This is a genomic window from Marinobacter orientalis (genome assembly GCF_004792665.1).
GTDB classification, from domain to species: domain Bacteria; phylum Pseudomonadota; class Gammaproteobacteria; order Pseudomonadales; family Oleiphilaceae; genus Marinobacter; species Marinobacter orientalis.
The window spans coordinates 672,162-685,100 of record NZ_SRZX01000001.1 but is presented as its reverse complement, the minus strand read 5'-3'; the positions used below and the strand labels follow the sequence as shown (position 1 = coordinate 685,100).

At 58.4% G+C, this 12,939-nt stretch carries 12 protein-coding genes; 1 reads left to right on the top strand and 11 read right to left on the bottom strand.

Annotation, left to right across the window (positions count from 1 at the left end; translation table 11 throughout):
* Positions 1 to 48 precede the first annotated feature (48 nt).
* The 10 genes from purD to DIT72_RS03240 all read right to left on the bottom strand — a co-directional run bounded on the left by purD (position 49) and on the right by DIT72_RS03240 (position 10,903).
* The gene (purD, locus tag DIT72_RS03285) at positions 49 to 1,344 is read right to left on the bottom strand and encodes a phosphoribosylamine--glycine ligase (RefSeq protein ID WP_135953759.1); all 1,296 of its coding nucleotides are present in this window, start codon (positions 1,342 to 1,344) and stop codon (positions 49 to 51) included.
* 51 nt (positions 1,345 to 1,395) lie between these two features.
* Positions 1,396 to 2,976 (bottom strand): bifunctional phosphoribosylaminoimidazolecarboxamide formyltransferase/IMP cyclohydrolase, encoded by a 1,581-nt coding sequence (gene purH / locus DIT72_RS03280; protein WP_135953758.1) that lies wholly within the window; start codon positions 2,974 to 2,976, stop codon positions 1,396 to 1,398.
* An 83-nt stretch (positions 2,977 to 3,059) separates the two neighbouring features.
* Entirely contained in the window at positions 3,060 to 3,377 is a 318-nt protein-coding gene (gene fis, locus DIT72_RS03275) for a DNA-binding transcriptional regulator Fis (protein ID WP_135953757.1), read from the bottom strand.
* The gene (gene dusB, locus DIT72_RS03270) at positions 3,374 to 4,372 is read right to left on the bottom strand and encodes a tRNA dihydrouridine synthase DusB (RefSeq protein ID WP_135953756.1); all 999 of its coding nucleotides are present in this window, start codon (positions 4,370 to 4,372) and stop codon (positions 3,374 to 3,376) included. Before dusB ends, fis begins: the two co-directional genes overlap by 4 nt.
* Positions 4,373 to 4,588: 216 nt before the next feature.
* On the bottom strand, positions 4,589 to 5,743 hold the full coding sequence (locus tag DIT72_RS03265; RefSeq protein WP_135953755.1) for a DUF3426 domain-containing protein: 1,155 nt from the start codon (positions 5,741 to 5,743) through the stop codon (positions 4,589 to 4,591).
* Between the two features lie 62 nt (positions 5,744 to 5,805).
* Positions 5,806 to 6,702, bottom strand: a complete 897-nt coding sequence (prmA, locus tag DIT72_RS03260; protein ID WP_135953754.1) for a 50S ribosomal protein L11 methyltransferase — start codon at positions 6,700 to 6,702, stop codon at positions 5,806 to 5,808.
* Positions 6,703 to 6,740: 38 nt separating this feature from the next.
* Positions 6,741 to 8,087 (bottom strand): acetyl-CoA carboxylase biotin carboxylase subunit, encoded by a 1,347-nt coding sequence (gene accC, locus DIT72_RS03255; RefSeq protein WP_135953753.1) that lies wholly within the window; start codon positions 8,085 to 8,087, stop codon positions 6,741 to 6,743.
* Between the two features lie 16 nt (positions 8,088 to 8,103).
* A complete protein-coding gene (gene accB / locus DIT72_RS03250; RefSeq protein WP_135953752.1) occupies positions 8,104 to 8,565 on the bottom strand; it encodes an acetyl-CoA carboxylase biotin carboxyl carrier protein in 462 nt (153 codons plus the stop codon).
* A 21-nt stretch (positions 8,566 to 8,586) separates the two neighbouring features.
* Positions 8,587 to 9,033, bottom strand: a complete 447-nt coding sequence (aroQ, locus tag DIT72_RS03245) for a type II 3-dehydroquinate dehydratase (RefSeq protein ID WP_135953751.1) — start codon at positions 9,031 to 9,033, stop codon at positions 8,587 to 8,589.
* Positions 9,034 to 9,289: 256 nt separating this feature from the next.
* On the bottom strand, positions 9,290 to 10,903 hold the full coding sequence (locus DIT72_RS03240) for a diguanylate cyclase (protein ID WP_135953750.1): 1,614 nt from the start codon (positions 10,901 to 10,903) through the stop codon (positions 9,290 to 9,292).
* Positions 10,904 to 11,209: 306 nt separating this feature from the next.
* On the opposite strand from DIT72_RS03240, the gene DIT72_RS03235 reads away from it, so the two are divergent.
* Entirely contained in the window at positions 11,210 to 12,262 is a 1,053-nt protein-coding gene (locus DIT72_RS03235) for a DUF2333 family protein (protein WP_135953749.1), read from the top strand.
* A gap of 82 nt (positions 12,263 to 12,344) precedes the next feature.
* On the opposite strand, the gene ppa is transcribed toward DIT72_RS03235, so the two are convergent.
* Positions 12,345 to 12,872 carry an inorganic diphosphatase gene (gene ppa, locus DIT72_RS03230; protein ID WP_135953748.1) on the bottom strand — a complete coding sequence of 176 codons (528 nt, stop codon included), beginning with the start codon at positions 12,870 to 12,872 and terminating at the stop codon, positions 12,345 to 12,347.
* Positions 12,873 to 12,939 lie beyond the last annotated feature (67 nt).

Below are 12,939 nucleotides of genomic sequence, written 5' to 3'. Positions count from 1 at the left end.
AGCACCGGAAAGCCCGGCCAGAGCAGGCTTTCCGGCGCTGTTCAGGCATCAGATCCCGGCAGAGCTCTCCCGGGCAACGGCCCGATGGGCAATGTCCCTGCGGTAGAAGACACCCTGCCAGCGGATCCCCGCAGCGACTTTGTAGGCGCGCTGCCGGGCTTCGGTGACGGTCTGTCCGAGGGCAGTGGCGCAAAGTACGCGGCCACCGTTGGTAACAACCTGCTCACCCTTGAGCCGGGTTCCCGCGTGGAAAACTTTCTCACCATCGGTTTCTGTCCCGGGCAGTCCTGAGATGACGTCCCCTTTGTTGTAGCTGCCGGGATAGCCGCCCGCAGCCAGCACAACGCCGACAGCCGGACGCTCGTCCCATGTCGAGCTGCACTGGTCGAGCCTGCCATCGATCGCTGCACCGCAGAGCTCGACCAGGTCCGATTTCATCCGCAGCATGATGGGCTGGGTTTCCGGATCGCCGAAACGGCAGTTGAACTCGATCACCCGGGGGGCGCCGCTGTCGTCGATCATCAGCCCGGCGTACAGGAAACCCTTGTAGGGATGACCTTCCGCTGCCATGCCGCGAACAGTCGGATAAATCACTTCGTCCATGGTGCGCTTGTGGATATCAGGCGTGACCACCGGGGCCGGAGAGTAGGCGCCCATGCCACCGGTATTGGGGCCGGTATCACCATCTCCCACACGCTTGTGGTCCTGGGAGGTGGCCATGGGCAACACGTGCTCGCCATCCACCATAACGATGAAGCTGGCTTCCTCGCCTTCCAGGAACTCCTCGACAACAACACGGCTGCCGGCGTCACCAAAGGCATTGCCAGCCAGCATATCGCGAATGGCGTCTTCGGCTTCTGCCAGAGTCATGGCGACAATCACACCCTTGCCAGCGGCCAGTCCATCGGCTTTTACAACGATCGGTGCGCCCTGTCTGCGAACGTATTCAAGTGCCTGGTCAACATCGGTGAAGTTGGCGTAAGCGGCAGTCGGAATCCTGTGGCGTTCCAGGAAGTCCTTGGTGAAGGCCTTGGAGCCTTCCAGTTGTGCCGCGCCGGCGCTGGGGCCAAACACCTGCAGGCCACGCTCCTCAAACAGGTCAACAATGCCGGCCACCAGGGGTGCTTCCGGTCCGACAATGGTCAGGCCGACCTTGTTGGCGGCGGCAAAGTCTGCCAGGCCCTTGAGGTCCAGAGCATCGATATTGATGTTTTCCAGGCCCGGCTCGCGGGCGGTACCGGCATTGCCCGGGGCTACAAAAACACGATCGGCGTGCGGGGATCGGGCGGCTTTCCAGGCGAGGGCATGTTCGCGGCCGCCGGAGCCAATTACGAGAATGTTCATGGTCGATTCCTTGTTGTCGGATTACGCCTTTGGCTAATCCGACCTACGGTCCTAGTGTCTGAAATGACGCATCCCGGTAAATACCATGGCAATGCCATGCTCATTGGCGGCATCAATCACTTCCTGGTCGCGCATGGAACCGCCCGGCTGGATAACGGCGGTTATGCCGGCCTGTGCGGCGGCGTCGATGCCGTCCCGGAACGGGAAAAAGGCGTCTGAAGCCATAACCGAACCTTTCACTTCCAGGCCTTCGTCCGCGGCCTTGATGCCGGCGATTTTTGCGCTGTAGACCCGGCTCATCTGGCCGGCGCCCACGCCTATGGTGCGCCCGGCCCTGGCGTAGACAATGGCATTGGACTTGACGTATTTGGCCACCTCCCAGGCAAACAGCAGATCGTTCAGTTCCTGCTCGGAGGGCTGGCGCTCGGTGACAACCTTGACGTCTTCCATGGCGACCATCCCCAGATCGCGGTCCTGCACCAGCAGGCCGCCGGTAACGCGCTTGTAATCCAGGGACCTGGCACGTTCGCCATCAAACCCGCCACAGGCCAGCAGGCGGACGTTCTTCTTGGCGGCCACCAGTTCCACCGCTTCCGCCGCGATGGTCGGGGCAATGATCACTTCCACAAACTGGCGGTCGATGATGGCTTTTGCGGTGGCCGCATCCAGCTCGCGGTTGAAGGCGATGATGCCGCCAAAAGCAGAGGTCGGATCAGTGGCGAACGCCAGCTCGTAGGCCTGCCGGATGTCCACACCAATGGCTACGCCACAGGGATTGGCGTGCTTGACGATAACGCAGGCCGGGTCGGCGAACGGTTTCACGCACTCCAGCGCGGCGTCGGTATCGGCCACGTTGTTGTAAGACAGTTCCTTGCCCTGTAGCTGTCTGGCCGTGGCAATACAGGCTTCCCGCGGATTGCGCTCGGTATAAAAGGCAGCACGCTGGTGCGGGTTCTCACCGTAGCGCATGTCCTGAGCCTTCACGAACTGGGCGTTGAAGGTGCGGGGGAAGGCGGTGTTGTCGTTGTCTGCGGTGCGACAGCCCAGGTAGTTGGCGATGGCACCGTCATAGCCGGCGGTATGTTCGAACGCCTTCACGGCAAGATCAAACCGGGTTCCGTAACTCAGCTGACCGTCGTTGGCCTCCAGTTCTTTCAGCACCCGACCGTAGTCGGAGGTATTCACCACAATGGCGACATCGTCGTGGTTCTTGGCGGCAGCGCGAACCATGGTGGGACCGCCAATATCAATGTTCTCGACGGCTGTCGCCAGATCGCAGTCCGGTCTGGCAACGGTTTCCTCAAAGGGGTAGAGGTTCACAACCACCATGTCGATGGGGTTGATGCTGTGCTCTGCCATCACCGCATCGTCAGTGCCGCGCCGCCCGAGAATGCCGCCGTGGATTTTCGGGTGCAGGGTTTTCACGCGGCCATCCATCATTTCGGGGAAGCCGGTGTAGTCGCTCACTTCGGTAACCGGTACGCGGTTTTCCTTCAGCAACCGGAAAGTGCCACCGGTGGAGAGCAGTTCGATGCCGCGATCTGTCAGCGCCCGGCCGAATTCCACGATACCGGTTTTATCAGACACGCTGATCAGCGCGCGACGAACGGGAGTATTAGCCTGATTTGCCATAGGTCATTTTTTCCGCTGGTAAGAACGAATGAAGGCCTCGCGAATGTTGTCCGGGAGGCCCTCGTTTCAATCGGGTAGCTGGATTATAGCAGACCGTACTGCTTAAGCTTCTTGCGCAGGGTGCCGCGGTTCAGGCCAAGCATCGTCGAGGCCTTGGTCTGGTTGTTGCGGGTGTATTTCATCACCTGTTCCAGCAGCGGCGCTTCCACCTCCGACAACACCAACTGATAGACCTCGGTTACCGGGGCGCCATCAAGCTGGGCAAAATAGTTTTTCAGGGCAACTTCCACGCTGTCGCGCAGGGTAACACTGTTGCCGCTGCTATTCAGCGTCTGCAACTGATGGATGTCATCGTTGGCGGGTTGGGTCACGTTGTCTTTAACCAAAGTCTCGGCGGTCATGCTGCGAATACCTCTCCATTTCGTAAGCCTGCAAAGTACTGTTGAATACTGTCTTTCTGCTCCAGCACGCAGTCAATCGCGTTGAAGCGTTTGCGGAATTGTCTGTCTTCGTCCCGGGGCTGGAGGTACCAGCCCACGTGTTTCCTGGCTATGCGCACGCCCATGGTCTCGCCATAGAAGGCATGTAATGCGTCCAGATGTTCGCTGAGCACCTGCTCCACCTCATCCACTGGTGGTTCCGGCAGATGCCTGCCGGTCTCCAGGAAATGCAGGATTTCCCGGAAAATCCAGGGCCGGCCCTGGGCGCCGCGACCAATCAGCAAGCCATCGGCGCCGGTGTGGCTCAGCACATGCTTCGCCTGCTCCGGCGAAGTGATATCGCCGTTGGCGAACACCGGAATGCCAACCTGTGATTTCACCTCGGCGATGGTGTCGTACTCCGCCTCGCCCTTGTAAGCATCAGCTCGAGTGCGGCCATGGATGGCCAGAGCCTGTATGCCAGCGTCTTCCGCCATCCGGGCAATCAGGGGCGCGTTCCGGTGCTGCCGGTCCCAGCCCGTGCGCATCTTGAGGGTGACCGGGATATCCACGGCAGCCACCACGGCTTCCAGTATATCCCGCACCAGCGCCTCATCCTTCATCAGTGCGGAGCCGGCGGCCTTGTTGCAAACCTTCTTGGCCGGGCAGCCCATGTTGATATCAATGATCTGGGCGCCGAACTCGGCATTCAGTCTGGCGGCGTTAGCCAGCATGTCCGGGTCGCCGCCGGCAATCTGCACCGATCTGGGCTCGGGTTCGCCCTGATGGTTCATCCGTGTCCGTGATTTGCGCGTGTGCCACAGCTTGCTGTCCGCAATAACCATTTCCGAGACTGCCAGCCCGGCACCCATACGCCGGCAGAGCAGGCGGAAGGGACGATCGGTTACCCCAGCCATGGGTGCAACGATCAGTGGGTTGGGCAGGATGTACGGCCCGATTTTTGCCGTCGGCAGCATGATCTGAGTCCGTGTCACAGCGGGTTAAGCAAACGCCGGAACTGAGTGGCTGCTCAATAAGTAACCGATTCTGTTCCGAAGGGCGGTAATGATACCGCCGGGAGGGATGCTATTGAAGGGGCGAAGCCATGAAAAAGTTGATTATTTTTCGTTCTGTCTGGTTGACTTTCAGTCAATTCGATGACCGCCCCGACTATTTTGCAAGTGAGGACTTGCTCACTCCTGATTGGCACGGAAGGCGATATTGTAGTTCACCGCATCCCGTCCCGGATCCCGGATATTAATGCCAATCCTGACCGGTGTATCCGTTGGCATGGCGTCCATTTCCCTGCCCTCTCCGGCGAGGTATTCGTCCGGTGTGAAAACGCTCTGGGCGACTACATCTCCGTTCAGATTGGAAAAGGTCAGCGCAATGTGCGGAAACGGTTGCTCGAACGCTGCCCGGTTGATAATGACTGCATCAACAACCAGTTGGTTGCGATCTTCGGGGTTGGTTCTTACCACCAGTTTGCGGCTCTGGATGGCGTCAACATTGATCAGCGGCTTCAGCTCGCATCCGGTGATTTCACAGGCCTGTTCATAGAAGGGGCGCAGCTCCGGTATCGAAGACAGGCGGTCGAACTGGAACCAGGTCACCTGTGCCACCAGAATGCCGATCAGCGCCAGCACCACCAGGGTCCACAGCGCTTTTCTGAGGCCGCCGCCCCCGTTACGGTCAACTGAAACAGGTTCCCTGCGAAGATCCGTATAGGGAGAGCTGGCGGTCATGGGCTCGTTGTCGGATATCGGCCCGCTGTCATGATCGAACGATGATGACTGCGGCCGGTCGACGTAGAACTCCTCCGGTTTGTCTGCGGGTTTCGCTTCCGGAGCTTCCGATTTTTGCGGCGCTGGTGGCTCTTCAGGCGGTTGCGCAACGGGCTCCGGTTTTCGCGCCGGGGTGTCTTCCGACAGCATCGCTTCCGCCCAGCTTTCGTCTATTTTTTCCTGGCTGTCTTCGTCTTCGTTCCCGAAGTCACCGCTCTTGCGTTCATTGACCGTACGGAAGCTGTCGCTCAGTTCGTCATCAGAGAAAGTCAGTTTGGTGCCGGCATACGCGCCTTCAGCAGCGTCTTCTTCGGGATTGTCGGCAAAAATCAGATCGTCTTCGGAGGTAAACTTCTGGTCTGCCGCTTTGTCCTGCTTTTCCGCTGCGGCAGGCTCGTTTTTCTCGCTGGAAGTGCTGCCCCTGACCTGGTGCTCAACCGCATTGAACACAGCCTTACAGTTGCCACAGCGCACTTTGCCGCCGGCTACGCTAAGCTGGGCGTCGGTCACCCGGAAGCGGGTTTCGCATTTCGGGCATCGTGTCTGCAGGCTGCTCTGGGTCATGCTTCATTCCTGTAAGCGACATCGCTACGAGTCACGGAGTTTAGTAGGTTCAGCGGTTTCCGTCACCTGTCGTTGCGCCGTCCTGTGAGCCGTATCCACTCTTCTCGCTGTTCCGGTTCGTCCATGACAAACCAGGGCTCGTAAGCTTCCATCACCTCCCGGGCCTGGTTGGAGAGTATTCCGGACAACACGATGTCACCACCGGGCTTCACCTTCGCTGCCAGACTGGGCGCCAGACCAATCAGGGGCTGGGCAAGGATATTGGCCAGCATGATGTCCGCCATGGTGTCCGGTTCATCGGCAGGCAGGAAAAGATCCAGGCGGGCTTCCTCAATCTGGTTGCGGCGCGCGTTTTCGCGGCTGGCTTCCAGTGCCTGGGGGTCAGTGTCAACGCCGATGACGTGGTCAGCCCCGAGTAACAGGGCGGCAAGGCCAAGTATGCCGGAGCCGCAGCCATAATCGATCACCTGCCGAGATGACACGTCATGGCCGTCCAGCCACTCCAGACACAGGGCGGTGGTGGGATGGGTGCCGGTGCCAAAGGCCAGCCCGGGGTCCAGCAGCAGATTGGCGGCGTGCGGGTCCGGTGCGTCGTGCCAGCTGGGCACAATCCAAAGCCGTTCACCAAAGCTGAGTGGCTTGAAATCCTCCATCCACTCCCGTTCCCAGTCCTTGTCTTCCACCAGGGTAACGTCGATGTCCGGCAGCGACTGCTGTGTCTGTTGATGCCAGGCATCCTTGACTGCAGCGCAGAGCGCTTCAATATCCCGTTCCGCGCCAAACAGACCGGTCACGCTGGTCTGGTGCCAGAGTGGCGTGGTGCCCGGGTCCGGCTCGTACAACGGTTGATCTGCAGCATCTTCCATGGAAACGGCTTCGGCGCCCATTTCCATAAGCAGATCTTCCAGCTGGTCCGCGTTGTCGGGATCAGCCGGGATCTGTAGTTGTATCCAGGGCATGTAGGTGTCCTGTTGGGTAGACAAATAGATTCTACGGGTCAGTCCCGTATCAGTTTTTCCAGATAATGGATGGTGAAGTCTACCTGCTTGAAGCCACCGTCGCGCACCAGTTTCCGGTGCAGTGCCTGATTGGTCTTTATGCCTTCAACCACCAGTTCGTCCAGCGCATTTTTCATGCGCCGCCGCGCAATCTCCCGGTCATCACCCCAGGTGATCAGTTTTGCCACCATGGAGTCGTAGAACGGGGGCACCGTATAGCCACTGTACAGGTGCGAGTCGACACGTATACCGTTGCCTCCCGGAGCGTGGAAGTGCTTGACCCTGCCCGGGCTGGGCACAAAGGTTTGCGGGTCTTCGGCATTGATGCGGCATTCAAGGGCATGGCCGGAGATCTTGATCTCGTCCTGGGTGTATTGCAGGGGCAGGCCGCTGGCAATACGCAACTGCTCGCGGACGATGTCGACGCCAGTCACCATTTCCGACACCGGATGCTCCACCTGTACCCGGGTATTCATCTCGATGAAGTAGAAGGCGCCGTCCTGGTACAGGAATTCGAACGTGCCGGCTCCGACGTAGCCGATTTTCTTGCAGGCATCGACACAGGCCTTCAGGGTTATCTCCCGGGCTTCCGGATCAATGTCCGGTGCAGGCGCCTCTTCCAGTACTTTCTGGTGCCGGCGCTGCATGGAACAGTCCCGGTCGCCCAGGTGAATCACGTTGCCGTGGGTGTCTGCCAGTACCTGGACTTCCACGTGGCGGGGCCGCTCCAGGTATTTCTCGAGATAGACCGTGGCATCGCCAAAGGTGTTCTTGGCTTCACTCTGGGTGATCTGCACACTTTTGAGCAGGGCCGCTTCGGAGTGGACCACCTGCATGCCACGGCCACCGCCACCGGAAGCCGCCTTGATGATCACCGGGTAACCGATCCGTCTGGCCACTTCCAGGGTGCGCTCGTCATCGTCGGTCAGCGGGCCATCGGAGCCGGGAACGGTGGGAACACCCGCTTCAATCATGGAGTTGATAGCGGAGACCTTATTGCCCATCAGGCGGATGGTTTCAGCCCTGGGACCGATGAAGCGGAAACCGCTTTTTTCCACCTGTTCGGCAAAATCCGCGTTTTCGGCCAGGAAGCCGTACCCGGGATGAATGCCGACCGAATCCGTGACTTCCGCTGCACTGATAATCGTGGGGATGTTCAGATAGCTTTCAGCGGCGCTGTTGGGGCCGATACAGACGGACTCGTCCGCCAGGCGCACGTGCATCAGGTCGCGGTCGATCTGGGAGTGGACAGCCACGGTCTTGATTCCCAGCTCCTTGCAGGCGCGCAGGATGCGCAAGGCGATCTCGCCACGATTTGCGATCAGAACTTTTTCTAACATAGCCATGAGGGTATCACCAGGTTCAGGAAATGATGATCAGAGGCTGGTCAAATTCGACCGGCTGCCCGTTCTCGACCAGAATCTCGGAGACGGTACCGCTCTTGTCTGCCTCGATCTGGTTCATCATCTTCATGGCTTCGACGATGCACACGACATCGCCGGCTTTCACTGACTGCCCGACTTCCACGAAGGACTTGGCAGTCGGCGAGGGTGAGCGGTAGAAGGTGCCTACCATCGGCGACTTGACCGCATGGCCGGAAGGCTCCGCCGGTTTGACGGGCTCATCGGAGACCGGCGCTGCCGGCTGCGGGGATGAGGCAGGCTGCGGAGCCGGGGACGGGTACTGGGCCATATACTGGGGCGCAGCCAATTGTTCACGACGACGAGAAATGCGAACCGAATCATCACCCTCGTGAATCTCCAGCTCCTCGACGTCGGATTCCTCCAGCAGCTCGATAAGTTTCTTGATCTTGCGAATGTCCATAGTAAGTCCGATCCCGTTTAATCAGTTCTGTCGATGAATTCGTTGCAGGGCGGCTTCGAGTGCAAGGTCGTACCCCAGGCTGCCCAGCCCGCAGATAACGCCATCGGCGATATCAGAAAAATAGGAGTGATGGCGGAAAGCTTCCCGCGCATGCACGTTGGAAAGATGAACCTCGATAAACGGAATGCCCGAGGCCAGGATGGCATCCCGCAGCGCAATACTGGTGTGGGTGAATGCCGCCGGGTTGATAATGATGAAATCCACCCCTTCAGATCTGGCTTCATGTATCCGCTCAATCAGCTCATATTCTGCATTTGACTGTAAATGTAGCAGATGGTGACCATTTTCGGCGGTTTTCCGGTGTAATCGGTCATTAATCTCAGTCAGCGTCTCATCACCATAGACCTCTGGCTCACGGGTTCCGAGCATGTTCAGGTTGGGTCCGTGGAGGACGAGTATGGTGGCCATGATTGTATCTGCCTTGCTGACTTGCCTACAGGATCGCCGAATTTAGCGACATTTTCAGTCAATAGTGCGTGCTTGAGCCCTTCACATCAACACTTTTTGACATTCTGGCGTGTGTCAAAAAGTATCCTGACAGCACCAGCGTGATTTTTGTTGGTTGCCTGGCTATTGTCGTGAACGGCGGGAGTGAGTTCTATAAGACGTTGGTTTCATAAAAACGGCCCTGAGAGGGGGCCAGGGCCGTGGGTTGGCGCCGGTTTCAGTCGCCGGCGGCGGTCACGCAGTTCCTGCCCTGTTCCTTCGACCTGTACAGGGCCCTGTCTGCCCGTTCGCAAAGAGCCTGGGAGCTGTCACCTTTCCAGGCCGCGACACCACAACTGAAGGTGACGCTGAACTCCCTGTTGCCAGCCGGTTGCAGCAGCTCCGAGAAGCGCTCACGGATTTCATTCAGTACGTTGCGGGCGTCACTCTCGCGGGTGTCTGGCAGAATGACGGCAAATTCCTCGCCACCATATCGTCCAATATGGTCGGTCTTGCGCAAGCGCTGTTTGAGGAACATGGACAGGCTTCTGAGCACCCGGTCGCCAATGGGGTGCCCGAAGGTGTCGTTCACTTTCTTGAAGTAATCAATGTCAATCATCGCGAAGCAGAGCGGCTGATCTTTCTGCCGGCACTTTGCAATTTCCTGATCCAGAAGATGCAGGGTATGGGTATGGTTGAACAGGCCGGTGAGGCTGTCCCGGATCATCAGCGCCAGTAGAGAGCGGGCGCGCCTGCCACGGTTGTGGATGGTTGAAACCAGGTGTTTGGGGTCAATGGGCTTGGTCAGGAAGTCATCACCGCCCAGGCTCATGGCATGGAGCTGTTTGGTGACATCTTCCTCCGCAGAAAGATAGATGATCGGCACACTGTGGAAGCGGTCCTGCTGGCGAATCACCCGTGCGATTTCCATACCGGTGCAGCCCGGCATATACATATCGAGAATGATGATCTCGGGCGAAAACGATTCCAGGGCATGAATGATTTCCATCGGGTCGGTGATGATGTGGGCGTTCATGCCAGCCTTTTTCAGGACCGTTTCCATGTACTTGGCCTGGGCGCGGGAATCATCCAGCACCAGTACCCTGTATGGCTCCACCGTATTGCCGTGGGTATAGGTCTCGATTTTCTCGATCAGCTGGCCCGGGTCTACTGCCGGATAGAAGAACTCCTCACCCCCGCAGCGGGAGGCCCGCAGCCGCGTCTCGATAGTGCCATCCTCATCGCTCATGAAAATAATGGGAATTGGCGTCTCGTGGCGCTCCTGCAGGCGTTCGATGCTGGCAATGCCACTTAACGGCTCGCCACCGTAGTTCACGTCCATCAGGATGGTTTCGGGTTTGTGGAGGGCGCAGGCCTCGATCAGCTTTTCTGCCGTGTGGAATGCCGAGGCGCGGAAGCCGAAAAACTCCAGTTGGCGAACAAGCCGGCCTGCCATTTCATCGCTGGACAGCGCTATATAGACGGGGGTGCGGCGATACTGCTGGGGAGCCTCGCTGGCTATCTGGTCAGTGCGCCGGAGGGTGCATCGGGAAAGCTGTTCGATGGCATCCTGCAGCTTGCGGTCAAGGCCGTCCGGCAGAGCTTCACCCTCGGGCCATTCGCCAATCAGCTCGAACACTTTCTGCCCGGCGCTGGCATGATTCTCCATCTCGAACCGTCTGGCATAGCGAACCAGTTTGTCGGCGGCTCTGGCAAAGTCCGCCCTGAACGGGGCAGAATCACTGGCATCCAGGTGTATCTTCTGCCAGCTATCGAGGACAACCCGCGCCTGGGTTGTGACACGGCGGGCAAAGTGCTGCCTGAGCTTATCTTTCTGGCTTTCGTCGTTCATTGTGATCCGACCCGTCTTTTTTATCGTTCCTGATCGCCCGTCTCCGTTACAGGCAGATATTTTCAGCATCAGTCTTTCTGCAGAGTCTATAGTGTTTGATGTTGTTGGCGTAGGTGGCTCGATGTAAATGTTTGTCAACTCTGAGGTGCCGGTCACATCAGCTCTACGGAAACCGTTATTTCAGCCAGGCGGATACTTCGGCGCTTGCAGCTTGCAGTAAGGCTGCAAATTGCATAAAACTTGCCTTTGCTTCATGGTAGCCGAGGCGCGCACACGGAAAACGACAGACAGGGGAAAAAACAACCAATGTCAGGAAAAATCAGACAGTATTTCAGCGATCGCAAAGATGACCTGCGGGACTTTTTCGGCGGCAGGGGAGTGGTCGGAAAACTCATCCTGGCATTGGTTGTCGTTTATTTGCTGGTGGCACTGGTGCTGGGGATGATCTGGAGCAGCGAACCCGATGTGTTCTCGGTGCGGGAGCATACAAGGACAGTTGCCGAGGAAATGCAGCGGGAGCCCGTTACCGGCTTCGCGACCACCGTGACCATGATCCGTGTGGCAGAAACCATGCTCGACAAGTCCGGCGGGTATCTCTCCAACGATATTGCCCCTCCAGGGGTCTGGCTGGACAACATGCCCAGCTGGGAATACGGCGTGCTGGTGCAGCTTCGTGATTTTTCCCGGGCCATGCGCAAGGACATCAGCCGCTCCCAGAGTCAGTCTGCGGAAGACCGGGACCTGGTCATTGCCGAGCCACAGTTCCACTTTGACAGTGGCAGCTGGGCACTCCCGTCCACCGAGGCAGAGTACCGCAGGGGCATTGAGGCGCTTTACAGCTACCTGGAGCGCCTGTCCCGGCCGGACCAGCCTGACGCCCAATTTTTCGCCCGCGCCGATAACCTGGCCAACTGGCTGGGGGATCTGGAAACCCGCCTGGGCAGTCTGTCACGTACCCTCGGAGAGAGTGTCGGCAAGGCGTCGGTGTCTGATGCAGTTTCCAACATCAATCCGGACGATCCGCTTTCGGAAGATGTAACAGGGGAGGAAGTCAAAACACCCTGGACCGAAATTGACAATGTCTTTTATGAAGCCCGTGGCAGTGCCTGGGCCCTGCTGCACATCTTCCGCGCCATCGAGGTGGATTTCCGCAAGGTGCTGAACGACAAGAACGCCATATCCAGCGCCAAGCAGATCATTATTGAGCTGGAAGGGTCTCAGGGTGAGATGTGGAGCCCGGTCATTCTGAATGGTAGCGGCTTTGGTGTGCTGGCCAACCATTCACTGACCATGGCTGCGTACCTGTCCCGCGCCAGTGCGTCGATCAGCGATATGCGTGATCTGCTGACCCGGGGCTGATGCCGGGAAAGTAACTGGCCATAAAAAAACCGGGCACCCTGAACTGGGCCCGGTTTTTTTATGTTCGCTGTAAGCGCTGGTTTCAGCCCTTATAGGCATCCACCGCGGCCTGAATGGCTTTCTTGGCTTCCGCTGCATTGCCCCAGCCCTGAACCTTGACCCACTTGCCGGGCTCAAGAGTCTTGTAGTTCTCGAAAAAGTGATGGATCTGGTCCCGCAGCAGTTCCGGCAGATCGTCGATTTCCTGCACGTTGTGGTATGAGGTGGTCAGTTTGTCGTGGGGAACGGCAACCAGCTTTGCGTCACCACCGGCTTCGTCTTCCATGTTCAGCACGCCTACCGGACGACAGCGGATAACGGAGCCGGGCTGTACTGCATAAGGAGTGACGACCAGCACGTCGATAGGGTCGCCATCGTCGGCCAGGGTGTGGGGGATGAAGCCATAGTTGGCCGGGTAGAACATGGGAGTAGCCATGAAGCGGTCTACCAGCAGCGCGCCCATATCCTTGTCCAGCTCGTACTTCACCGGGGAGCTGTTGGCCGGAATCTCGATGGCCACGTAGATGTCTTCTGGCGGGTTCTTGCCAACCGGGATGTTGTCGAAGTTCATGGGTGATCCTTATCTGAAGTGCGTTTAACTGCGTTGAAAAAGTGGACACGATTATACGGCACAATGA

Coding starts and splice junctions, on each gene's coding strand:
- purD (WP_135953759.1), bottom strand. CDS start 1,344: ATGAACATTCTCGTAATTGGCTCCGGCGGCCGCGAACATGCCCTCGCC.
- purH (WP_135953758.1), bottom strand. CDS start 2,976: ATGGCAAATCAGGCTAATACTCCCGTTCGTCGCGCGCTGATCAGCGTG.
- fis (WP_135953757.1), bottom strand. CDS start 3,377: ATGACCGCCGAGACTTTGGTTAAAGACAACGTGACCCAACCCGCCAAC.
- dusB (WP_135953756.1), bottom strand. CDS start 4,372: ATGCTGCCGACGGCAAAAATCGGGCCGTACATCCTGCCCAACCCACTG.
- DIT72_RS03265 (WP_135953755.1), bottom strand. CDS start 5,743: ATGACCCAGAGCAGCCTGCAGACACGATGCCCGAAATGCGAAACCCGC.
- prmA (WP_135953754.1), bottom strand. CDS start 6,702: ATGCCCTGGATACAACTACAGATCCCGGCTGATCCCGACAACGCGGAC.
- accC (WP_135953753.1), bottom strand. CDS start 8,087: ATGGCTATGTTAGAAAAAGTTCTGATCGCAAATCGTGGCGAGATCGCC.
- accB (WP_135953752.1), bottom strand. CDS start 8,565: ATGGACATTCGCAAGATCAAGAAACTTATCGAGCTGCTGGAGGAATCC.
- aroQ (WP_135953751.1), bottom strand. CDS start 9,033: ATGGCCACCATACTCGTCCTCCACGGACCCAACCTGAACATGCTCGGA.
- DIT72_RS03240 (WP_135953750.1), bottom strand. CDS start 10,903: ATGAACGACGAAAGCCAGAAAGATAAGCTCAGGCAGCACTTTGCCCGC.
- DIT72_RS03235 (WP_135953749.1), top strand. CDS start 11,210: ATGTCAGGAAAAATCAGACAGTATTTCAGCGATCGCAAAGATGACCTG.
- ppa (WP_135953748.1), bottom strand. CDS start 12,872: ATGAACTTCGACAACATCCCGGTTGGCAAGAACCCGCCAGAAGACATC.